Annotated in this window: 20 protein-coding genes; 12 read left to right on the top strand and 8 right to left on the bottom strand. The window is 76.3% G+C overall.

The features are described from left to right. The first annotated feature begins 36 nt into the window (after window positions 1-36). The 5 genes from WDZ17_RS01365 (at window position 37) to WDZ17_RS01345 (ending at window position 5,632) form a co-directional block, all read left to right on the top strand. On the top strand, window positions 37-1,599 hold the full coding sequence (locus WDZ17_RS01365; protein WP_422631777.1) for a CoA-acylating methylmalonate-semialdehyde dehydrogenase: 1,563 nt from the start codon (window positions 37-39) through the stop codon (window positions 1,597-1,599). A 90-nt stretch (window positions 1,600-1,689) separates the two neighbouring features. Next, entirely contained in the window at window positions 1,690-2,751 is a 1,062-nt protein-coding gene (locus WDZ17_RS01360; RefSeq protein WP_339573333.1) for a Gfo/Idh/MocA family protein, read from the top strand. After that, on the top strand, window positions 2,748-3,758 hold the full coding sequence (locus WDZ17_RS01355) for a sugar phosphate isomerase/epimerase family protein (protein WP_339573332.1): 1,011 nt from the start codon (window positions 2,748-2,750) through the stop codon (window positions 3,756-3,758). The genes WDZ17_RS01360 and WDZ17_RS01355 overlap by 4 nt, the downstream gene beginning before the upstream one ends. Further along, window positions 3,755-4,696 (top strand): sugar phosphate isomerase/epimerase family protein, encoded by a 942-nt coding sequence (locus WDZ17_RS01350; RefSeq protein ID WP_339573331.1) that lies wholly within the window; start codon window positions 3,755-3,757, stop codon window positions 4,694-4,696. Before WDZ17_RS01355 ends, WDZ17_RS01350 begins: the two co-directional genes overlap by 4 nt. Window positions 4,697-4,738: 42 nt before the next feature. Next, a complete protein-coding gene (locus WDZ17_RS01345; protein WP_339573330.1) occupies window positions 4,739-5,632 on the top strand; it encodes a sugar phosphate isomerase/epimerase family protein in 894 nt (297 codons plus the stop codon). A gap of 45 nt (window positions 5,633-5,677) precedes the next feature. On the opposite strand, the gene WDZ17_RS01340 is transcribed toward WDZ17_RS01345, so the two are convergent. Together WDZ17_RS01340 and iolC are read right to left on the bottom strand one after the other, a co-directional pair. Further along, window positions 5,678-6,574 carry a class I fructose-bisphosphate aldolase gene (locus tag WDZ17_RS01340; protein ID WP_422631776.1) on the bottom strand — a complete coding sequence of 299 codons (897 nt, stop codon included), beginning with the start codon at window positions 6,572-6,574 and terminating at the stop codon, window positions 5,678-5,680. A gap of 52 nt (window positions 6,575-6,626) precedes the next feature. Next, a complete protein-coding gene (gene iolC, locus WDZ17_RS01335) occupies window positions 6,627-7,607 on the bottom strand; it encodes a 5-dehydro-2-deoxygluconokinase (RefSeq protein WP_339573328.1) in 981 nt (326 codons plus the stop codon). 155 nt (window positions 7,608-7,762) lie between these two features. Between iolC and WDZ17_RS01330 the strand changes: the two genes are divergently transcribed. Continuing rightward, on the top strand, window positions 7,763-8,515 hold the full coding sequence (locus WDZ17_RS01330; RefSeq protein ID WP_339573327.1) for a GntR family transcriptional regulator: 753 nt from the start codon (window positions 7,763-7,765) through the stop codon (window positions 8,513-8,515). A 9-nt stretch (window positions 8,516-8,524) separates the two neighbouring features. On the opposite strand, the gene WDZ17_RS01325 is transcribed toward WDZ17_RS01330, so the two are convergent. Both WDZ17_RS01325 and ddaH read right to left on the bottom strand, forming a co-directional pair. Next, window positions 8,525-9,673 (bottom strand): glycosyltransferase, encoded by a 1,149-nt coding sequence (locus WDZ17_RS01325; RefSeq protein ID WP_339573326.1) that lies wholly within the window; start codon window positions 9,671-9,673, stop codon window positions 8,525-8,527. A 154-nt stretch (window positions 9,674-9,827) separates the two neighbouring features. Beyond that, complete coding sequence (gene ddaH / locus WDZ17_RS01320) at window positions 9,828-10,649, bottom strand: dimethylargininase (protein WP_422631775.1); 822 nt, start codon at window positions 10,647-10,649, stop codon at window positions 9,828-9,830. Window positions 10,650-10,874: 225 nt separating this feature from the next. On the opposite strand from ddaH, the gene WDZ17_RS01315 reads away from it, so the two are divergent. Further along, on the top strand, window positions 10,875-11,336 hold the full coding sequence (locus tag WDZ17_RS01315) for an Lrp/AsnC family transcriptional regulator (protein WP_339573324.1): 462 nt from the start codon (window positions 10,875-10,877) through the stop codon (window positions 11,334-11,336). A gap of 223 nt (window positions 11,337-11,559) precedes the next feature. Here the strand turns inward: WDZ17_RS01315 and WDZ17_RS01310 are convergent, their stop codons facing one another. Then, window positions 11,560-12,480 (bottom strand): alpha/beta fold hydrolase, encoded by a 921-nt coding sequence (locus tag WDZ17_RS01310; protein WP_339573323.1) that lies wholly within the window; start codon window positions 12,478-12,480, stop codon window positions 11,560-11,562. Window positions 12,481-12,635: 155 nt separating this feature from the next. On the opposite strand from WDZ17_RS01310, the gene WDZ17_RS01305 reads away from it, so the two are divergent. Together WDZ17_RS01305 and WDZ17_RS01300 are read left to right on the top strand one after the other, a co-directional pair. Beyond that, window positions 12,636-13,262 carry a TetR/AcrR family transcriptional regulator gene (locus WDZ17_RS01305; RefSeq protein ID WP_339573322.1) on the top strand — a complete coding sequence of 209 codons (627 nt, stop codon included), beginning with the start codon at window positions 12,636-12,638 and terminating at the stop codon, window positions 13,260-13,262. A 119-nt stretch (window positions 13,263-13,381) separates the two neighbouring features. Next, window positions 13,382-13,798, top strand: coding sequence for a DUF1761 family protein (locus tag WDZ17_RS01300; RefSeq protein ID WP_339573321.1), 417 nt, complete (start codon window positions 13,382-13,384; stop codon window positions 13,796-13,798). 107 nt (window positions 13,799-13,905) lie between these two features. Here WDZ17_RS01300 and WDZ17_RS01295 read toward each other — a convergent pair whose 3' ends face one another. Next, window positions 13,906-14,835 (bottom strand): DUF4349 domain-containing protein, encoded by a 930-nt coding sequence (locus WDZ17_RS01295; protein WP_339573320.1) that lies wholly within the window; start codon window positions 14,833-14,835, stop codon window positions 13,906-13,908. Window positions 14,836-14,992: 157 nt separating this feature from the next. Between WDZ17_RS01295 and WDZ17_RS01290 the strand changes: the two genes are divergently transcribed. After that, window positions 14,993-16,012, top strand: coding sequence for a Gfo/Idh/MocA family protein (locus WDZ17_RS01290; RefSeq protein WP_339573319.1), 1,020 nt, complete (start codon window positions 14,993-14,995; stop codon window positions 16,010-16,012). A gap of 36 nt (window positions 16,013-16,048) precedes the next feature. On the opposite strand, the gene WDZ17_RS01285 is transcribed toward WDZ17_RS01290, so the two are convergent. Continuing rightward, on the bottom strand, window positions 16,049-17,479 hold the full coding sequence (locus tag WDZ17_RS01285) for a cation:dicarboxylate symporter family transporter (protein ID WP_339573318.1): 1,431 nt from the start codon (window positions 17,477-17,479) through the stop codon (window positions 16,049-16,051). 175 nt (window positions 17,480-17,654) lie between these two features. Here WDZ17_RS01285 and WDZ17_RS01280 point away from each other — a divergent pair, with 175 nt between their 5' ends. Together WDZ17_RS01280 and WDZ17_RS01275 are read left to right on the top strand one after the other, a co-directional pair. Next, the gene (locus WDZ17_RS01280) at window positions 17,655-19,367 is read left to right on the top strand and encodes a sensor histidine kinase (RefSeq protein ID WP_339573317.1); all 1,713 of its coding nucleotides are present in this window, start codon (window positions 17,655-17,657) and stop codon (window positions 19,365-19,367) included. Further along, a complete protein-coding gene (locus WDZ17_RS01275; RefSeq protein WP_339573316.1) occupies window positions 19,364-20,101 on the top strand; it encodes a response regulator in 738 nt (245 codons plus the stop codon). Before WDZ17_RS01280 ends, WDZ17_RS01275 begins: the two co-directional genes overlap by 4 nt. Window positions 20,102-20,141: 40 nt before the next feature. Here WDZ17_RS01275 and WDZ17_RS01270 read toward each other — a convergent pair whose 3' ends face one another. Beyond that, complete coding sequence (locus WDZ17_RS01270; protein ID WP_339573315.1) at window positions 20,142-20,438, bottom strand: hypothetical protein; 297 nt, start codon at window positions 20,436-20,438, stop codon at window positions 20,142-20,144. Window positions 20,439-20,470 lie beyond the last annotated feature (32 nt).

The following is a 20,470-nucleotide window of genomic DNA, read 5'->3' as shown; positions in this document are numbered from 1 at the left end:
GTGAGCGAGCTCACCGTCCCGCAGCACGACCAGCCGATCTCCGACGTCGAGCAGGAGGCCGAGCAGCCGGGCGCCGCCGCCGGCGGCCCGCCGACCGCCGAGGTCGTCGAGCACTGGGTCGGCGGCGCCGCGACGCGCGGCAGCTCCTCCCGCACCGCCGAGGTGTTCGACCCGGCCACCGGCGAGGTGGCCCGCCACGTCGTCCTGGCCGAGCCCGACGACGTCGACGCCGCGGTGGCGGCCGCGCGGGAGGCCCTCCCCCGCTGGCGGGACACGTCGCTGGCGCGCCGCACCGCGGTGCTGTTCCGCTTCCGCGAGCTGCTCAACGCCCGCGCACCCGAGCTGGCGGCGATCATCACCGCCGAGCACGGCAAGGTGCTCTCCGACGCCGCCGGCGAGGTCGCGCGGGGGCAGGAGGTCGTCGAGTTCGCCTGCGGCATGCCGCACCTGCTGAAGGGCGGCTACACCGAGAACGCCTCGACCAACGTCGACGTCCACTCGCTGCGCCAGCCGCTGGGGGTCGTCGGGATCATCAGCCCCTTCAACTTCCCCGCCATGGTGCCCATGTGGTTCTTCCCCGTGGCGATCGCCGCCGGCAACACCGTGGTCCTCAAGCCGAGCGAGAAGGACCCGTCGGCCGCGCTGTGGGTCGCGCGGCTCTGGCAGGAGGCCGGCCTGCCCGACGGCGTCTTCAACGTCCTGCAGGGGGACAAGGTCGCCGTCGACGGGCTGCTCACCCACCCCGACGTCGCCTCGATCAGCTTCGTGGGCTCCACGCCCGTCGCCCGCTACGTCTACGAGACCGGCACGGCGCACGGCAAGCGGGTGCAGGCGCTCGGCGGGGCGAAGAACCACATGGTCGTGCTGCCCGACGCCGACCTCGACCTCGCCGCCGACGCGGCGGTCAACGCGGGGTTCGGCTCCGCCGGCGAGCGCTGCATGGCGGTGTCGGCGCTCGTCGCCGTCGGCGGCGTCGGCGACGAGCTCGTCGCGAAGATCGCCGAGCGTGCCCGGGCCATCCGCACCGGCGACGGACGGCGCAGCTGCGACATGGGCCCCCTGGTCACACGGGCGCACCGCGACAAGGTCGCCTCCTACGTCGACGTCGCGCGCGAGGCCGGCGCCGAGGTCGTCGTCGACGGGCGGGGCGTGGAGCCCGACGCCGACGGGGAGGGCTTCTTCCTCGGGCCGACGCTGCTCGACCGGGTGCCCACCACGTCGCGGGCCTACACCGAGGAGATCTTCGGACCGGTGCTCAGCGTGCTCCGGGTGGGCTCGTACACCGACGCCGTCGAGATGGTGAACGGCAGCCCCTACGGCAACGGCGTGGCGATCTTCACGAACGACGGCGGGGCCGCCCGCCGCTTCGCCCACGAGGTCACCGTCGGGATGATCGGCGTCAACGTGCCGGTGCCGGTGCCGATGGCCTACTACTCCTTCGGCGGCTGGAAGCACTCGCTGTTCGGCGACTCGCACGCGCACGGCACCGAGGGCGTGCACTTCTTCACCCGCGGCAAGGTCGTCACGACCCGGTGGTCCGACCCCAGCGCGACACAGGCGCACGGCGGCATCGACCTCGGCTTCCCCACCAACGCCTGACCCCGCGCCGCACGCGCCCCGGCCGCGCCGGGCCGCGCGGACGACCACGACTCGACGAGGGCCCGACGACGGGCCCGAGGAGGAGACAGCATGACCACCGCACCTGCCGCGGCGGCGACCGCACCTGCGGGCACGGCCCCGGGCGAGGGCGACCTGCGGGTCGCCGTCCTCGGCGTCGGGATGATGGGCGCCGACCACGTGCGCCGGCTCGCCACGCGGGTGGTGGGCGCCCGGCCGGTCGTCGTCGCCGACGCCTACGCCGCGACGGCGCACCGGGTCGCCGCCGCGCACGACGGCGTCCGCGTGGCGCAGGACCCCCTCGCGGCGATCGCCGACCCGGAGGTCGACGCCGTCGTCGTCGCGACCCCCGGCAGCACGCACGAGGAGCTCGTGCTCGCCTGCCTCGAGCGCGGGCTGCCCGTGCTCTGCGAGAAGCCGCTCACCACCGAGCCGGACAGCTCGCTGCGCCTCGTGCACGCCGAGCGGGCGACGGGTCGCCGTCTGGTGCAGGTCGGCTTCATGCGCCGCTTCGACGAGGAGTACGCCGCCCTGCGGGCGCTCGTCGCCGGTGGCGAGCTCGGAGCACCGCTGATGCTGCACTGCGCGCACCGCAACGCCGCGGTGCCGGCGCACTTCGACTCCGAGATGGTCGTCCTGGACTCCCTGGTGCACGAGGTGGACGCGACCCGCTTCCTCCTCGGCGAGGAGGTGACGGCCATCACGGTCCTGCACCCCACCTCGCGGCGGGACGCCCCGGCGGGCCTGTCCGACCCGACCTTCGCGCTGCTGGAGACGGCGGGCGGGCGGCTCGTCGACGTGGAGCTGTCCGTGAGCACCGGCGTGGGCTACGAGGTGCGGACCGAGCTCGTCGCCGAGGGCGGCACCGCGATGATCGGCCTCGACCGGGGACCGCTCGTCGCGACCTCGACGGGGCGCAGGGGCCGGGCCATCCCGCCCACCTTCGTCGAGCGCTTCGCGCAGGCGTACGACACCGAGGTGCAGGTGTGGGCCGACGCCGCCCGCGCGGGCACGACGGACGGGCCCACCACCTGGGACGGGTACGCGGCCGCGGCCGTCTGCGCGGCCGGGGTGGCGTCCCTGCGCGGCGGGGGCGTGCGGGTCGAGGTCGAGCTGGACGAGGAGGCGCGGTGAGGCTCGGGGTGTACGACGCGGTCCTGCACGACCGGTCCCTCGCCGAGGCGGTCGAGGTGGTCGCCGGGCTGGGGCTGACCGGTCTGGAGGTGAACACGGGGGGCTTCCTGCCCGCCGTGCACGTGCCGGGCATGGACGACGTCCTCGAGAGCGACACCGCGCGGGACGACTACCTCGGGACCTTCGAGGGCACCGGGGTGCAGCTGGCCGGCCTGAACTGCAACGGAAACCCGCTGCACCCCGACCCGGCGATCGGTCCTGCGCACGCTGAGGACGTCCGCCGTTCGATCCGGCTCGCGAGCCGGCTGGGGCAGGACCGGGTCGTGACGATGTCCGGCCTGCCCGCGGCGGAGACCGGTAGCACGCGCCCGACCTGGGTCGTCAACGCCTGGAACTCCCGGGACCTCGACGTCCTGGAGCACCAGTGGTCGCTCGCCGTGCCGTTCTGGCGGGAGCTCGACGCGCTCGCCCGTGACCTCGACGTCAAGGTGGCCCTCGAGCTGCACCCGCAGAACCTCGTCTTCAACTCGGCGACCGTCGTCGAGCTCGTCGAGCGGGCCGGCACGACCCACGTCGGGGTCGAGCTGGACGCCTCCCACCTGTTCTGGCAGCAGATGGACCCGGTCGCCGTCGTGCGCCACCTCGGGCCGCTCGTCCTGCACGCCGCCGCCAAGGACGTGCGCGTCAACCCGGAGACCGCCGCGCTGCACGGCGTCCTCGACAACCGCTTCCGGCGCCTGTCGCCCGACGAGCCGCGCACGAACCTCGGCGGGGACGAGTGGGCCAACGAGTGGCCGAGGCCGGCCGCGTGGGACTTCGTCGCGCTGGGCAAGGGCCACGACGTCGCGTTCTGGGCGGAGTGGCTCCGGGCCCTCGCCGAGGTCGACGCGGACATGTGGGTGAACATCGAGCACGAGGACGTCGAGCTCGGCCGCGTCGAGGGGCTCGAGGCCGCCGCCGCCGTGCTCCTCGAGGCCGACCGGAGCCTGGAGGAGAGCCCCCGATGAGCACGCCGACGCCCGCCCCCGCCGGTCTGCGGATCGGCACCGCCCCCGACTCCTGGGGGGTCTGGTTCGCCGACGACCCGCGGCAGGTCCCGTGGGAGCGCTTCCTCGACGAGGTCGCCGCCGCCGGCTACCACCTCGTCGAGCTGGGCCCCTACGGCTACCTGCCGACCGACCCCGAGCACCTGCGCGACGAGCTCGGCCGCCGCGACCTCGAGCTCGTCGGCGGCACGGTGTTCACCGGGTTCCACAAGGAGGGGGACCAGTGGACCGCCGCCTGGGAGCAGGCGCTGCGGGTGGCCGAGCTGACGACGGCCCTGGGCGCGCAGCACCTCGTGGTGATCCCCGACCTGTGGCGCAGCGACGCGACCGCCGAGACGCTCGAGCCACGGACGCTCACCGACGAGCAGTGGCGGCGCCTGGCCGCCGGGCACGACGAGCTGGGCCGGGCGCTGCTGGAGCAGTTCGGCCTGCACCAGCAGTTCCACTCCCACGCGGACAGCCACGTGGGCACGCACGCGGAGGTCGAGCGCTTCCTCGACGAGACGGACCCCCGCTGGACGAACCTGTGCCTGGACACGGGGCACTTCGCCTACTACCTCGGCGACACGCTGAGGATCATCCGGGACCGCCCCGAGCGCATCGGCTACCTGCACCTCAAGCAGGTCGACCCCGCGCTGCGGGCCGCGGCCCTCAAGAACGACACGCCCTTCGCCGTCGCCGTCGCGCAGGGCGTGATGTGCGAGCCGACCGAGGGCGGCGACGGCGAGCCGCCGCTGCCCCCCGTCGTCGACCTCGTCTCCGAGGTCGTCGGGCCCGACGTCTACGCCGTCGTCGAGCAGGACATGTACCCGCTCACCTCGCTCGACGCCCCCCTGCCCGTCGCCACCCGCACGCTGGAGCACCTGCTGGCCGGAAGCCCGGGCGCCCGCACGCGCTGAGCCGCCCCCTCCCGCAGCGCACCGAGGAGCACCGACGACACCGTGAAGATCGCACTCGACCCCACGCCCTTCCACGCGAGCCACCCGCTGCTCGAGATCCCCCGGCTCGTCGCCGAGCTCGGGTACGAGCACCTCCAGCTGACGCCGCACCGGGACTTCCTCCCCTTCTTCCGCCACCCCCGCGCCGACGACGCCCTCGTCGCCGCCTTGCGGCGCGAGTGCGAGGCCGCCGGCGTCGGCATCGCCTCGCTCCTGCCCGTGCTGCGGTGGTCCGGCCCCGACGAGGAGGCGCGCGAGGCCGCCGTCCGGTCGTGGAAGCGGGTGATCCAGGTCGCCGTGGACCTCGGCGTCCGCACGATCGGCACCGAGTTCTCCGGCCGCCCGGAGCAGGCCGAGCGCTCCGACGCGGCCTTCTACCGGTCCATGGAGGAGCTGCTGCCGATCATCGAGCGCGAGGGGCTCGACGTCCTCGTCGACCCCCACCCCGACGACTTCGTCGAGGACGCGCTGGAGGCGCTGCGGGTGATCCGGGGGCTCAACAGCCCCCACGTGGGGTTCGTCTACGTCACCTCGCACACGTTCCACCACGGCCACCCGGCCGCCGAGGTCATGGCCGCCGCCGGCGACCTGCTGCGCCTGGTGCACGTCTCGGACACCTTCGACCACACCCGCTCCCACGGGCTGCGGTACATCACCAACCCGCCCGGCAACGCCGTGCGGGTGCACAGCCACCTCAAGGTGGGCGACGGCGACGTGGACTTCGACGCGGTCTTCGACGGCCTGGCGCGGCTGGGCTTCGACGACCGGGAGGACAGCGTCATGTGCTCCTCGGTCTTCGCCGAGGACGAGGACGCCGAGGCGGTCTCGCGGTACCAGCTGGCGACCATGACCGAGCGCGTGCAGGCCGCGCGGGCGCGCGTCCGGCAGGACGGCTGACCCACCGGGTCGCCTACCGGCGGGGGCGGGTGCGCGCCGCCCCCGTCAGCGCACCAGCGAGACCGCGGTGTCCACGGCGCCGGCGACGTCGTCGTCGGGCGGGTACAGGAGCGTGCGTCCCACGACCAGGCCGCGGACGGCGGGCAGCGCGAGGGCGGACCGCCACCGCGCGTAGGTCTCCTCCGGCGCGCCGGTCGGGTCCCCGCCGAGCAGCAGGGTCGGCAGCGTCGTCGCGGCCATGACCCGCTCCATCTCCTCGACGACGGGCAGCTTCAGCCACGTGTACGCGGAGGTCGCGCCGAGGCCCTGCGTGATGTGCACGGAGCGGATGACCGCCTCCGGGGAGAGGTCGTTGACCACCCGGCCCCCGGGACCCTCGGGGCGGCTCGACATGAAGGGCTCGAGCATCGCGACCACCCCGGCGCGGGCGAGGTCGGTGACCGCGCGTCCCGCCGTCTCGAGCATCGCCACCGTGCCGGGGTCCCCGAGGTCGACGCGGTTGAGCATCTTCGCCGCGTCGAAACCGGCCTCGACCACCCCGCGGACGTCGTAGCCCGTCATCCGGTCGTCGAGCTCGAAGGCGGAGCCGGCGAGACCGCCGCGGTTCATCGAGGCGACGACGACCTTGTCCTCCAGGGCGCCGAGCAGGAGCAGGTCCTCGGCGACGTCCGCCGTCGCGAGCAGGCCGTCCACCCCCGGTCGCGCGAGGGCGGTGCGCAGCCGGTCGAGCATCTCCCGGCGGTCGTGCATGGCGGTCGGCCGCCCCTGCGCGGCGAGCGCGCCCCGCGCCGGGTGGTCCGCCGCGACGAGCATGAGGCGGCCGTCGGCCGGCACGAAGGACGGCCTCCGGCCCCGGGCGTCGAGGGCGCGCCGGACGGCGCGGGGGTCGCGGGCCCGCAGCTCGGTGACCTCCTCGTAGGTCCGGCACAGCGGCGCGGCCACGTCCCGCGGGACGGGCGCCCCGGGCCCGGCCCCGACCGCGAGGCCCGCGGCGTCAGGCACGGGAACCCACCTCCTCCGCCGGCGCGGCGGCGGCGGCCGCGCGCACGTGCGCGTCGACCTCCTCGCGCGTCGGCATGGCCGTCGAGCACTCGAGCCGGGAGGCGACGATCGCGCCGGCGGCGTTGCAGCGGCGCAGCACGTCCGGCAGGTCCAGCCCCGCGAGCAGGCCGTCGCACAGCGCGCCCCCGAAGGCGTCGCCGGCGCCGAGCCCGTTGACGACGTCGACCGGCGTCGGGGGCACGACGACGCGCTCCTCGCGCGTCTTGCCCAGCACCCCGAGAGGTCCCTGCTTGACGACGGCGAGCTCCACGCCGCGCTCGAGCAGGGCGTCCGCCGCGCGGTCGGGGTCGGTCTCCCCGACGGCGACGCGGCACTCCTCCCGGTTGCCGACGGCGACGCCGACGTGCTCCAGCGCCCGCGAGACCTCCCGCGACGCGTCGTCCTCGGACGCCCAGAACATCGGCCGGTGGTCCAGGTCCAGGACGGTGAGCCCCCGCCGGCCACGGGCCCCCCACGCCGCGTGGTGCGCCTCCCGGCTGGGGAGCTCGCTGAGCCCGGTGAGGGTGCACCAGAACAGGTCTGCGTCCCGGACGGCGTCCGCGTCGAGGTCCTCGGGGCGCACCTGCAGGTCCGGGGCGGTGGGGCGGCGGTAGAACCAGAGCGGGAAGTCGTCCGGGGGGAAGAGCTCGCAGAAGGTCACCGGCGTGAGGTGCGCGTCGTCCACGACGACGTGCCGGTCGTCGACGCCGAGGTCGCGCAGCGCCCGGCGGACGAAGCGGCCGAAGGGGTCGTCGCCCACGCCGGTGACGAGCGCGGTGCGCCGTCCCAGCCTCGCCGCCGCCACGGCGACGTTGGCCGCGCTCCCGCCGAGGTACTTGCCGAAGGTCTCGACCTCCTCGAGCCCCACCCCCGACTGCAGCGGGTAGAGGTCCACCCCGCTGCGGCCGAGCACCAGCACCTCGGTCTCGCTCACGGCACGCACCCTGCTCGCGCGTCGCGGGTCCTGTCAAGACTTTGTGCTGTCATAGTGACGACGCGTTGGCTCGTCGTCGTCACGGGACCGCGGCCGTCTGGCATGCTGCCGAGCACCGTGCGCACCGGAGCCGCGGACGAGCCGAGGAGGTCCCCGTGCCGGCACCCGCCGCCCCGTCCGCGCCGCCCTTCGACGTGGACCGGTCCAGCCCCACCCCGCTCTACTTCCAGCTCTCGCAGGCGATGGAGGCGGCCATCAGCGGTGGCCTGCTCCCGCCGGGGACCCGCCTGGAGAACGAGATCGCGCTGGCGCACCGCTACGGGCTCTCGCGCCCGACCGTCCGCCGCGCCGTCCAGGAGCTGGTGGACAAGGGGATGCTCGTGCGCAAGCGCGGGGTCGGCACGCAGGTCGTGCAGTCCCACGTGAGCCGCCCGGTCGAGCTCACCAGCCTCTTCGACGACCTCGCCCGGACCGGCGGGACCCCCACCACGGAGGTCCTCGAGCTGGTCCGCGAGCCGGCGGCGCCGGACGTGGCGACGGCGCTCGGGCTGGCGGAGGGAGAGGCCACGACCCGCGTCGTCCGGCTGCGCCGGACGAACGGCGAGCCGCTCGCGCTGCTGACCAACCACCTGCCGGGGCGCTTCTCGGTCACCGAGGGCGACCTGGCCGACCACGGCCTCTACCAGCACCTGCGGGCGCAGGGCGTGCACCTGCGGGTCGCCCACCAGCGCATCGGCGCCCGGCTGGCGAGCACGCGAGAGGCCGCGCTGCTCGACGAGACCCCGCGGGCGGCGCTGCTGACGATGGAGCGGACGGCCTTCGACGACTACGGCACGGCGGTCGAGCACGGCGCCCACGTCTACCGGGCCTCGTGCTACGAGTTCGCGACGACGCTCGTCGACCGCTGACGGTGACCCTCAGCGGCCGGCGCCCGCGGCGACACGGTCGTAGAGGTCCTCCAGCGCGGCCGTGCAGCACTCGACGTCGTAGCGCTCCTCGACGAGCCGCCGTCCCGCCGCGCCCATCGAGGCCGCGAGCCCGCTGTCGGACAGGACCCGCGCGAGCGCGGCGGACAGCGCGGGGACGTCCCCCTCCGGCGCGAGCAGACCGGAGACGCCGTCGTCGACGGCCTCGGGCACCCCGCCGTGGCGGTAGGCGACCACCGGCAGACCGGCGGCGGCGGCCTCCAGGAAGACCATGCCGAGACCCTCGGAGTCGCCCGCGGAGCTCCGGTGGGAGGGGCCGCAGTAGACACCCCCGCGGGCCCGCTCGACCGCGAGGTCGTCCGACCTGAGGACGCCGTGGAAGCGGGCGTCGAGACCCAGCGCCCGGGCCCGCTCCTCGAGCGGCGCCCGCAGAGGACCGTCGCCGACGACGTCGACCGGCACGTCGCGCAGCCCCGGCGGCAGCAGCGCCACCGCGTCCAGGAGGTCCGCGACCCCCTTGACCTCGACCAGACGACCGGCGAACAGGATGCGCCGCAACGCTTCCCGACCCACCGGCCTCGCCCCCAGCGACGTGCCCACGGGGAGCACGACGACCTTCGCGGGCGGGGCACCCAGCGCGAGCAGCCGAGCCCGCACGTAGCCGGAGACGGCGACGAGCGCCGACGCCTGGCTGAACAGCCCGCGCAGGCCACGACGGTAGGCGGGCCCGGTGCCGGGCTCCTCGGGCAGGCGCGTCACGTCGTAGCCGTGGAAGGTCACGACGAGCGGGAGGCCCGCGCGCCGGGCGGCCGGGGCGACGAGCATGCCGTCACGGCCGAAGTGCGCGTGCACGACACGGACGCCGGGGCGCCGCAGCAGCGCGTCGAGCCGACGGCTGCGCCCGCTGGCCCGCACCCACCGGCGGTGGACCCCGGCGACCCGGCCGGAGCCGGCGACGACGAGCGCCGGGTCCACGTCGAGCAGGCTCGGGCGCCGGTACAGGCCCGCGAGCAGCGGCTCCCAGCGGGTCATCGCCCCGACCTGGTTCGCGATGAAGGTCTCCGACGAGGGCAGGAGCTCGTCGCGCCAGACGACGACGCGGCTGCCGGCGGGCCGTCGCCCCTCGTGACCGTCCGGCACCGCTGCCCACCTCCCCCGCGCCCGAGGACCTCTCGGACGTCGCGCCCGGCGTCCACGACGACACCCGGCACGGTCGTGCGGTCACGCACCGTAGACGCACGGGGACGAGCCGGTCGCGTCGGTCACCCGGACGGGGCCCCACCGCCCGCGCGGGTCACCCGCGCAGCTCGAGCGTGCAGCACTTGACCGAGCCGCCGCCCTTGAGCAGCTCCGAGAGGTCGACGGGGACGGGGACGTAGCCGCGCGCCGCCAGGTCGGCGGCCATCCGCGTCGCCGCGGCGGGCAGGACGACGTGCAGGCCGTCGGAGACGGCGTTGAGGCCGAGGACGCCGGCGTCCTGCTCCCCCACGACGAGCGCGTGCGGGTAGAGCCGTTCCAGGGTCGCCAGCGCGTCGGGGTCGAAGGCGCCGCGCACGTAGGCGACGTCGTCGTCCGCGAGCACGGCGAGCGCGGTGTCGAGGTGGTAGTACCGCGGGTCCACGAGACGCAGCGGCACGACCTCGGCGTCGAGGACCCGGGCGGCCTCCTCGTGCGCGGCCGGGGCGGTGCGGAACCCCGTCCCGGCGAGGAGACGGTCCCCCACGACGAGGAAGTCGCCCTCGCCCTCGCCGACGTGCTCGGGCTCGTGCACCGGCACGCCGCGGGCACGCAGCCAGGCGGCGAAGGCCGGCCCCTCCGCGGCACGCTCGACGTGGGCGAAGCGGGCCCCGAGGGCCCGGCCGCCCAGCACGACCCCGCCGTTCGCCGCGAACACCATGTCCGGCTGCTCGGGCAGCCCGGGCACGACCTCCACGACGTGGCCGAGGTCGAGGTAGGTCTGCCGCAGCGCCTCCCACTGCGCGACGGCGAGGTCGCGGTCCACCGGGTCGCCCGGGTGCATCCACGGGTTGATGGCGTACCGCACCGCGAAGTGGTCGGGGCGGCACATGGCGTACCGCCGCGGGGTCGCCCGCCGGGGCGGCAGCGCAGCCGGCAGTCCCTCCGGGGCGAGGACCGCCTCGGCGCGCGGGGCGGGCACGGCCGTCCCGGGCGCGACGGGCGGGAGGGAGGTCTCGGTCACGAGCGGACGCTACGAGGCGTCGGGAGCGGCGGCCAAGGCCGTTGCCGTGCGCACAGGCGGCGATGCGTTGCGTCGTCCCGCCTCCCGCGGCGGTACGTTGCGGCAGCGCGGGGGACGGGCGGAGGCAGGGGGCGGAGACCGGTGGACGCGCTCGACGAGGCGGTGCTGCGGTGCCTGGTGCGCGACGCGCGCTCGACGTTCGCGGAGGTCGGCGCCGAGGTGGGCCTGTCGGCGCCCGCGGTCAAGCGCCGCGTCGACCGGCTGGTCGCGACCGGCGCCGTCCGGGGCTTCACCGCCGTCGTCGACCCCGCCGCCCTCGGCTGGGGCACCGAGGCCTACGTCGAGGTGCGCTGCCAGGGCCCGGTCGCCCCGGCCGAGCTGCGCCGCCGGCTCGTCGGCATCCCCGAAGTCGTCGAGGCGGTGACGGTGACCGGCCGCGCCGACGCCCTGCTGCGGCTGCTCGCGCGCGACGTCCAGCACCTCGAGCGGGCCCTGGCCCGGGTGCGCGACGAGCTCGACGTCGACGCCACCGAGTCCGTCATCGTCCTGTCCCGCCTGCTCGACCGCGCGCGCCCGCAGCCGGACGAGCCGCGCACCCGCTGAGCCGGCGAGACGGCGAGCCGTCGTCCCGGGGACCCGGCGCCCGGGCCCCCCGGGACCCGCACGAGTCCGACGTCGCCGTCCGAGTCCGACGTCCCGCAGGCGGCACCCGCCGGGTCGCCTGCGCGACGTCGGGCTCGAGAGCTCGGCGCCGTCACGGGCGGCGTCGGTGCGCAGCTGCTCGTCGTGGAGGGCCAGCAGGGCGGCAGGGCCGAGGTCCGGCGCATCACCCGGTCGCGCGCAACCACCCGCGCAGCGCCGCGAGGTACTCCTCGGGGGCGTCCGACTGCAGGTAGTGGCCCACGTCGTGGAGCACGACCACGTCGGCGGTCGGGCGCAGCCGCCGCCACCGCTCCAGCTCGGGCTCACCCAGGTCGGCGTCCCGGTCGCCCCACACCACGAGCGTGGGGAGGTCCGCGAGCACGTGCAGCCGTCCGGCCAGCTCGCGCAGGAAGGGACGGCTGCGGACGAAGGCGCCGGGGAGCACGGAGCTGCCCAGACGACGCTCGGGGGTGCCCAGGGCGTCGCGGTAGTGCTGCATCTCGGCCTCGTCCGGCCGGCGGCGGTGGTGGCCCCGGGGGATGCCCGCGGTGACGAAGAGGTTGAACCGACGCACCAGGAACCGGCCCAGAGGTCCGCCCATGAGTCGGGAGAACACCTCCAGGCGGAGCCCACCCCGCAGCGGCCACGCCCAGGTGTTGGCGACGACCACCCGGGCGTAGCGGTCGGGGTCCCGGGTGGCGGCGTCGAGGCCGATCGGCCCGCCCCAGTCGTGGGTGACGAGCGTGACGTCGTGCAGGTCGAGCCGGGTGACCAGGGCCCGGACCACCTCGGCGTGCTCCTCGGGGGTCGAGGTGTACCCGGGTGCGGCGGTGGACAGGCCGAAGCCGGGCAGGTCCACGGCGATGCAGCGGTGGTCCGTCCGCAGGCCCGCGATCGCGCGGCGGTGCAGGAAGGACCACGTCGGGTTGCCGTGCAGCATCAGCAGCACCGGGCCTCGTCCCTCGTCCACGTGGTGCACGACGTGGCCGTCGACGTCGAGGAACCGGCTCGTGAAGGGGTAGAGCTCGTCGTCGACCCAGCCCGGGCGCTCGTGGGGCGCCGGAGCACCCGTCTCGGGGGCGGGGGTGGTGGCTCGTCGTCTCATCGCCGTGGTCGCTCCTTCGGTGGCAGGGGGTCCGGACGTCGCCCCGAGCGAGAGTCCCTCGGGCAGGCGGCGGGGCTGACGGTCGCGGCGGCGATCAGAGTACCGGGCGGTTCCGGAACTTGTCAGATCCGGAACCGCCCGGTACTGTTACTGGTATGACGCAGACGACGAGCGGACGCCCGGCCCGCGGCGGCCGCCGGCGCGACGAGAGCCGCGACGGCGTGATCCTGGACGCCGCCCTCGACGTCCTCGTCGAGACCGGGTTCGACGGGATGACGGTGGACGCCGTCGCCGCCCGCGCCCGGGCCGGCAAGGCGACGATGTACCGGCGCTGGCCGTCCAAGGTCGACCTCGTGCTGGACGCCGTGGCCCGCATGGAGAGCGGCGACGTCGACCTGGACCACCTCCCGGACACCGGGTCCCTCCGCGGGGACATCACCGGCCTGATGCGGGCCGAGACGCTCGAGGACGGCGGCCGGCGGCTGAGGGTGCTGGCCTCCCTGGCCGCCATGACGGCCCGCGAGCCGCGCCTGGGCGCGGCGGCCGACGAGGTGGGCTTCGGGACGTGGGAGCGCGCCAACCGCGTCCTGATCGAGCGCGCCCTGGACCGGGGCGAGTTCCCCCGCGAGCACGTCGACGTCGACGTCCTCTCCCGGCTCGTCCCGCAGCTGTGCGCGGCGCGCGCCTGCGTCCAGCAGCAGCCCATCACCCGCGAGTTCCTGCTCTCGGTCCTCGACGGGGTCCTGCTGCCCGCCCTGCGGGGGTCCGGCCCCACCGGCTGAGGACGGCCGACCGGGCCCCACCACGCCACACCCCCGTCCCGCCCGCACCGCCACCCTCGCCCGCGAGCAGGCGGCCCCGGTCCTTCCTGCCCACCACCCCACCGTCCGGAGGTAGTCCCGTGATCCTGTCCAGCCTCGACCAGATCAGCTGGCTCGGCGTCCTCGTGTCCGTCGTCGTCTTCGCCGGGCTCGGCGCCCTGTACTTCATGGTGCTCGTGCCCCGCCAGTACCTCGCCGCGCTGGGCCGCCAGGACGCCCCTCCGGCCCCCCGGCGCACCGTGGACGCCGTCGGTCCCCTGGTCACCACCGTGCTGCTGGTCCTGACCAGCGCCGTCCTCGTCGCCGCCCTGGACCTGCAGACCGTCACCGACGCCGTCGTCTTCGGCGTCCTCGTCGGCGTCGGCTACCTCGTCTCGATGACCTTCACCATCGCCATCAACCCCAACTTCCCCCACCCGATCCGCTACGGACTGCTCAACACCCCCTACTTCCTGCTCGGCAGCGTCATCACCGCCGTCCTGCTCGTCGTGCTGTGACCGCGCCTCCCGCGGCCGCGTCCCCGCCCACCGCCCGGTGCTCACCGACCGGTTCGGCGTCACCTGGCTCGTCGACGCCGCCACCACCTGACCCGTGGCCGCGCCCCTCAGGCGGCCGTGCGCCGCCCCCGTCGTCGCCGCAGCGCGAGCAGCGGCACCACGACGACGGCGGCCACCGCCGCGAACGGCAGGACGGCGCCCGCCGCGGTGGCCGCGGCCCCGCCCACCGCCACCAGGGCGCGCCACCCGCCGCCGAGGCCGCCGACGAACCCCGGCGCACCGGCGGCCGCGACGGGCGCCGAGGCGGTGAGCGCGACGTCGAGCGTCGCCAGCGCCACCTGGTCCGCGAGTGCGCGCTGCCGCGCCTGCAGCGCCTCGAGGTCGGCCTCGCGGGTGGCGATCTCGGACTCCAGGGCGAGGACGTCGTCGAGGTCCTCCGCCGCGGAGAGCCGCGCCCGGAAGGCGGCCAGGACCGCCTCGGCGGAGGCGACCCGGCTCCCCACGTCCGCCACCTCGGCCGTGACGTCGCTCGACGACGTCGTGCGCTCGCTCGTCCGCCCGAGCGTCGCCACGTCCTCGAGGACGGCGTCGAGCCGCTCGGAGGGCACCCGCAGCCGCACCTGCGCCGTCGCCGGCCCGTCCGGGGGCGCCGACGTGCTGCTGGAGCTCACGAGCCCGCCCGCCCCCGCCGCCACGCGGCCGAGCGAGGTGACCGCCGCCGGGACGTCGTCGACGGCGAGGGCCAGCGCCGCGGTACGGACGACCTCCCGCGCGCCGGGGAGCTCGACCCCCGAGAGGGAGCCGTCGGCGGCCCGACCCGGCGTCGACGCCGCGTCGGCGGCCGCCTCGTCGCCGCCGGCGCCCGCGGCGTCGGACGCCCCGCTCCCCGCGCCACCCGTGCAGCCCGCCACGACGAGCACCACGGTGGCCAGCACCGCGACCAGCGGCGGGAGGGCCCGCCGCTCCCGCCGTCGTCCGCCCGCGGGCCCCGCCCCCGGCCCGCAGCCCGTCGTCCCGCCCGCCCGCTGGTGGCCCATCGGTCCTCCCCGTCGTCCGCCCGTCGTCCGCCCGGCGGTCGCCGGGAGCCGTTGGACGGCGGCGGGGTCCCCGACGGTTCCCCCGGGCGCGTGGCCCCGGAGCGGCACGCCCCCGGCGGTCCGTGCGCTGCACCTGTCGTCAGGACATGATCAGCGCATGAGCGCAGCAGCCGCCGGTCGCGGCCTCGTCCTCGGCGTCGTCGGCACCGGTCGGATCGGGGCGATGCACGCCCGCAACGCCGTGCAGACGCCCGGCGTCGAACGGGTCCTGCTCGCCGACGCCCTCCCCGGGCAGGCCGAGCGGGTCGCGGCGTCCGTCGGCGCCGAGGCGGCCGCCTCCGTCGCGGAGCTCCTCGGGCAGGTGGACGGCCTGCTCGTCGCCGCGGCGACCGCCGCCCACCCCGAGCTCGTGCGCGCCGGCGTCGACGCCGGGCTGCCCGTGCTCTGCGAGAAGCCCGTCGCGCCGGACGTCCCCTCGTCGCTGCCCGTCCTCGAGCACGTGGCCGCCGCCGGCGGCGTCGTGCAGATGGGTCACCAGCGCCGGTTCGACGCCGGCTACCTCGAGGCCCGCCGGGCGCTCGCGGCGGGCGAGCTCGGCTGGCTGCACAGCGTGCGGAGCACGACGTGCGACGCGTCGCCGCCGCCCGTCGCCTTCCTCGCCACGTCGGGCGGCCTGTTCCGCGACGTCAGCGTCCACGACCTCGACGTCCTGCGGTGGCTCACCGGCGAGGAGGTCGTCGAGGTCTGGGCCCGCGGCAGCAACCTCGGCGACCCGGAGATCGGCGCGGTCGGGGACGTCGACACGGCGCTGGCGGTCTGCACCATGAGCAGCGGTCTGCTCGCCGTCGTCACGGCCTCGCGCTACAACGGCGCGGGTCACGACGTCCGCACCGAGCTGCAGGGCTCGAAGGGCACGCTCGTCGTCGGCCTCGACGACCGGGCCGCGGTGCGCTCCGCCGAGCCGGGCGTCACCTTCCCCGCCGGACCGACGCACCCGACCTTCGCCGAGCGGTTCGCCGACGCCTACCGCGCCGAGGTGGCCGCGTTCTGCGAGCTGGCGCGCGGCGAGCGCGAGAACCCCTGCACGCCCGCCGACGCCGTCGCCGCCTCCCGCGTCGCCGACGCCGCGCAGGAGTCGCTGCGCACGGGTGCCCCGGTCCGGGTCCCCGCGACCTGACCGCCGCCGCTCCGCCTCGGCGCGGCGGCGGGCGGCTCAGCGCGGGGTGCGCTCCATGTCCTGCGGCGTGCCGGCCTCCGGGGTGCGGGCGTTCGTGACGGCGACCGGGTCGGCGCTCGGCGCGGACGTCGGGCCGTGGTCGTCGACCATGCGCGACTCGTCGAAGGGGTCGTCGCCGGCGAAGACGCGGCGGATCTGGTCCTTGTCCAGCGCCCCGGTCCAGTGCCCGATGAGGACCGTCGCGATGGCGTTGCCGGAGAAGTTGGTCAGGGCGCGCGCCTCGGACATGAACCGGTCGATGCCGACGATGAGGCCGACGCCGTCGACGAGGTCGGGGCGGTGGCTCTGCAGGCCGCCGGCGAGGGTCGCCAGCCCGGCGCCGGTGACGCCGGCCGCCCCCTTCGAGGCGATGATCATGAAGACGAGCAGCGAGACCTGCTCGCCGATGCTGAACGGCGCCCCGGTCGCCTCGGCGATGAACAGGGACGCCATCGTCAGGTAGATGGCCGTGCCGTCCAGGTTGAAGGAGTACCCGACCGGCACGGTGATGCCGACGACGGACCGGTCGACGCCGGCGTGCTCCATCTTGGCGATGAGGCGCGGCAGGGCCGTCTCCGACGACGAGGTCGAGACGATGAGCAGCAGCTCACGACCGAGGTACTTCAGCAGCGAGAAGACGTTCAGCCCCGTGACGACCCGCAGCAGCGCGCCGAGGACGACGAAGATGAAGATGAGGCAGGTGACGTAGAAGGCGAGCATGACGAGCAGGAGGCCGCGGATTGCGTCCCAGCCCGTCTCCCCGACCACACCGGCGATCGCCCCGAAGGCGCCGATCGGGGCCACCCACATGATCATCGCGAGGACCTTGAAGACGACCTTCTGGAAGACCGCGATGCCGCGCAGCGCCGCCTGGCCGGTCCCGCCCAGCGCCTGCACGGCGAAGCCGATGAGGATGGCGACGAACAGCGTGGACAGCACCGAGTCGCCGGTCAGCGGCGAGACGAGCGTCGTCGGGATGATGCCGAGGAGGAAGCCGAGCGTCCCGCCCTCGCCGTCCTCCCCGCTGCCCTCCACCTGGTAGGTCGAGCCGGAGTAGTCGATGCCCGCACCCGGCTGGACGATGTTGCCGACGACGAGGCCGATGGCCAGCGCCAGCGTCGACATGCCGAGGAAGTAGCCGAGAGCGAGCCCGCCGACCTTCCCCACCTGGGCCGCAGCCCGGATCGAGCCGATGCCGAGGACGATGGTGCAGAAGATGACCGGCGAGATCATCATCTTCACGAGGCTGACGAACCCCGTGCCGATGGGCTTGAGCGCCACGCCCGCGTCGGGGAAGGTGAGGCCGACGGTGGCGCCGAGGACGACGGCGACGACGACCGCGATGTAGAGCCAGTGGGTCCGGTCCCGCCTCGCCGGCGCGGCGGTGGGGGTCTGCTGCCGGTCGACCGGCGGTGGCTGCGTCGCCATGGGGCGTCTCCTCGTCGAGAACGTGCGTGGCCCGGCGTCCGACCAGCGGCGCCCGGGCGGTCCGGGGCGAGATCGTGCAGCCTCCGGCGCCGGCGTGCGCGCTTGCGTTCCTTGCGTCCACGCGGGGGCGTCGTGGCCGGGCGTCGGACGCCCGGGCGAGCGCGAGGATGACCCCGTGAGCAGGCCCCCGCGAGCGCCCCGCAGCGTCGCCGCGCACCTCATGTGGTGGCAGGTGCTCGTCGTGCTCCTGCTCGTGGCGACGGCCGTGGCGCTCGCCGCGCTCGACGCCCGCCGCGACGCCCGGGAGAGCGCGGCGGCGCGCGCCGCCGCCGTCGCGACGAGCGTCGCCGACTCCCCCGACGTGCGCGACGTCGCCGTCTCGGGGGTCGCGGCGACGGAGGCGAGCGCCGAGCTCCAGCCCTTCGCCGAGCAGGTCCGCCGCGAGACGGGGACGTCGTTCGTCGTCGTCATGGCCCCCGACGGCACCCGCTGGACGCACCCCGACCCCGCGCAGGTCGGGCGCACCTACCTCGGCACGCGCGCCGGCGCCCTCGCCGGCGGCACCGTGGTGGAGACGTACACCGGCACGCTCGGCCCCTCGGTGCGCGTGGTGGTGCCCGTGCGCGCCGACGGCACGACGGGCGACGTCGTCGCGCTGGTCTCCACCGGGATCACGGTGGCGCAGCTCGGCCAGGGCTTCGCCGCCGACCTGCGCGTCATCGCCCTCGCCGGGCTGGGGGTGCTGGTGCTGGCGGTCGGCGGCTCGGCCCTCGTCGCGCGGCGGGCACGGCGGATCACGCTCGGCCTCGCGGGGCCCGAGCTGGCGCGCCTGGTCACCACCTACGACGCGGTGCTCCGCTCGGTGCGCGAGGGCCTCGTCCTGCTCGACGACGCCGGGCGGGTGCGGCTCGTCAACGACGCCGCCCGCGCCCTGCTGGACCTGCCGCCCGACGACGAGGTGCTCGGGCGCACCCCCGGCGACCTCGGGCTGGCCGCCGGGCTCGTGCGCGTGCTCGAGGGCCCCGCCGACGCCCACGGCACCGCCGAGCTCGACGACGAGGTCGTGCTCACCGAGCAGCGCGTGCTCGTCGCCTCGGCCCGGACGGCGCGGCCGGCCGCGGGCGCACCGGCGGGCGCCGGCGGCCGGGTCGTGACGCTGCGCGACCGCACCGACCTGCTCGCGCTGACCGACGAGCTGGAGACGACGCGCTCGCTCGCCGACGCGCTGCGCAGCCAGGCGCACGAGTTCGCGAACCGGCTCCACACCGTCGTCGCGCTCGTCGAGCTGGGCCGCGGCGCGGAGGCCGTCGAGCTGGCCACCGACGAGCTCGCCGCCGCCCAGGCGCTGACCGACCGCGTCGTCGGCGCCGTCGGCGAGCCCGTCGTCGCCGCCCTGCTCCTGGGGGCGAGCGCGCGGGCGGCCGAGCGCGGGGTCGAGCTCGTCGTCGCCGACGGCAGCCAGCTGGACGAGGGCGACCTCGCCCGCGCCGGCGTCCCCGTGCGCGACGTGCTGACGGTCGCGGGCAACCTCCTCGACAACGCCGTCGACGCGGCGGCCGCCCGGCCGCGGCCGCTCGGCGCCGTCGTCCGGGTCCTGCTGCGCACCGACGCGGACGGCGCCCTGCGGTGCCAGGTCGACGACTCCGGCCCGGGGCTCGCGCCCGACGACGCCGCGCGGGCCTTCCGGCGCGGGTGGTCGACGAAGGCCGACGACGAGCGGCCGCAGGGGCGCGGGCTGGGGCTGGCGCTGGTCGGGCAGGCCGTGCACCGCCACGCCGGCGAGGTCGCCGTCACCCGCTCCGACCTCGGCGGCGCCCGCTTCGCGGTCGTGCTGCCCGCCGGGCGCGCCGCCGCAGCCGCGCCCGCCACCGCGGGAGGGGCGGCGTGACCGCCGGGCCCGCGGCGGGCGGGGCGCCCGGCGGGACGTCGCCCCGCCCGGCCGACCTCGTGGTGCTCGTCGTCGAGGACGAGCCGGTCGCCGCCGCGGCGCACCGCCACCACGTCGACGCGACGCCGGGCTTCCGGGCGCTGGAGCCCGTGGCGACGGCGGCGGACGCGCTCGCACGCCTGCGCGGGCCGGAGGGGGCCGTCGTCGACCTCGTCCTGCTCGACATGCACCTGCCCGACCGGCCCGGCCTGGACGTCGTGCGCGCGCTGCGCGCGGCCGGGCGGTGGACGGACGTCCTCGCCGTGACGTCGGCCCGCGAGCTCTCGGTGGTGCGCGCCGCCACGTCGCTCGGGGTCGTCGGGTACCTGCTCAAGCCCTTCGCGGCCGCGGCGCTGCGCGAGCGGCTGCGCCGGTACGCGCTCTCGCGCGGCCGGGCGGACGACGACGGCGGCGCGGCGCTCACGCAGGCCGACGTCGACCGCGCCCTGGCCGGCCACCTCGTCGGCGGCGGGGACGAGCGCCCGTCCGGTCTGGCGGAGGAGACGCTCGCCGCCGTCGCCGGCGTGCTGGCCGGGGGCCCGGCGTCCGCCGGCGAGGTCGCCGCCCGCCTCGGCGTCGGCCGCGTGACGGCCCGGCGCTACCTCGAGCACCTCGTCGAGGCCGGCTCCGCCGAGCGCCGTCCCCGCTACGGCGGTGCCGGGCGCCCCGAGCTGGAGTACCGCCGCTCCCCCTGAGCGGCCTGGTCCCCGCACGGGGGACGGGGCGGGGGCACGGTCAGGACCGGTAGGGCCGCAGGCACGAGGCGGGCAGCCAGCCGAGGACGACGCCGGACGTCCCGCCGTCCCCGAGCAGGTACGCGACCCGGCCCTCCCAGGCCCCCGACGGGTCGCGCCGCCAGGCCGCGACGACGCCGGGCATCGGCTCCTCGTCCGGCATGAGCACCCAGCAGTGCGAGCCCCGCCGGGACCCCCGCGCCGAGCCGGGCTCGTCGTCGGGCTCGTCGTGGTCGTGGGCACCGGCGAGCGAACGGCGGAAGTCCGCCGCCCGGCTGCTCGACCACCCACCGCCCACGCACGGCAGGTTCGCACACGTGTTCGACTCGT

Origin of the sequence: Pseudokineococcus basanitobsidens, from assembly GCF_037482545.1 — a bacterium.
GTDB lineage: Bacteria > Actinomycetota > Actinomycetes > Actinomycetales > Quadrisphaeraceae > Pseudokineococcus > Pseudokineococcus basanitobsidens.
This window is presented reverse-complemented; position numbering and strand designations above follow the sequence as displayed.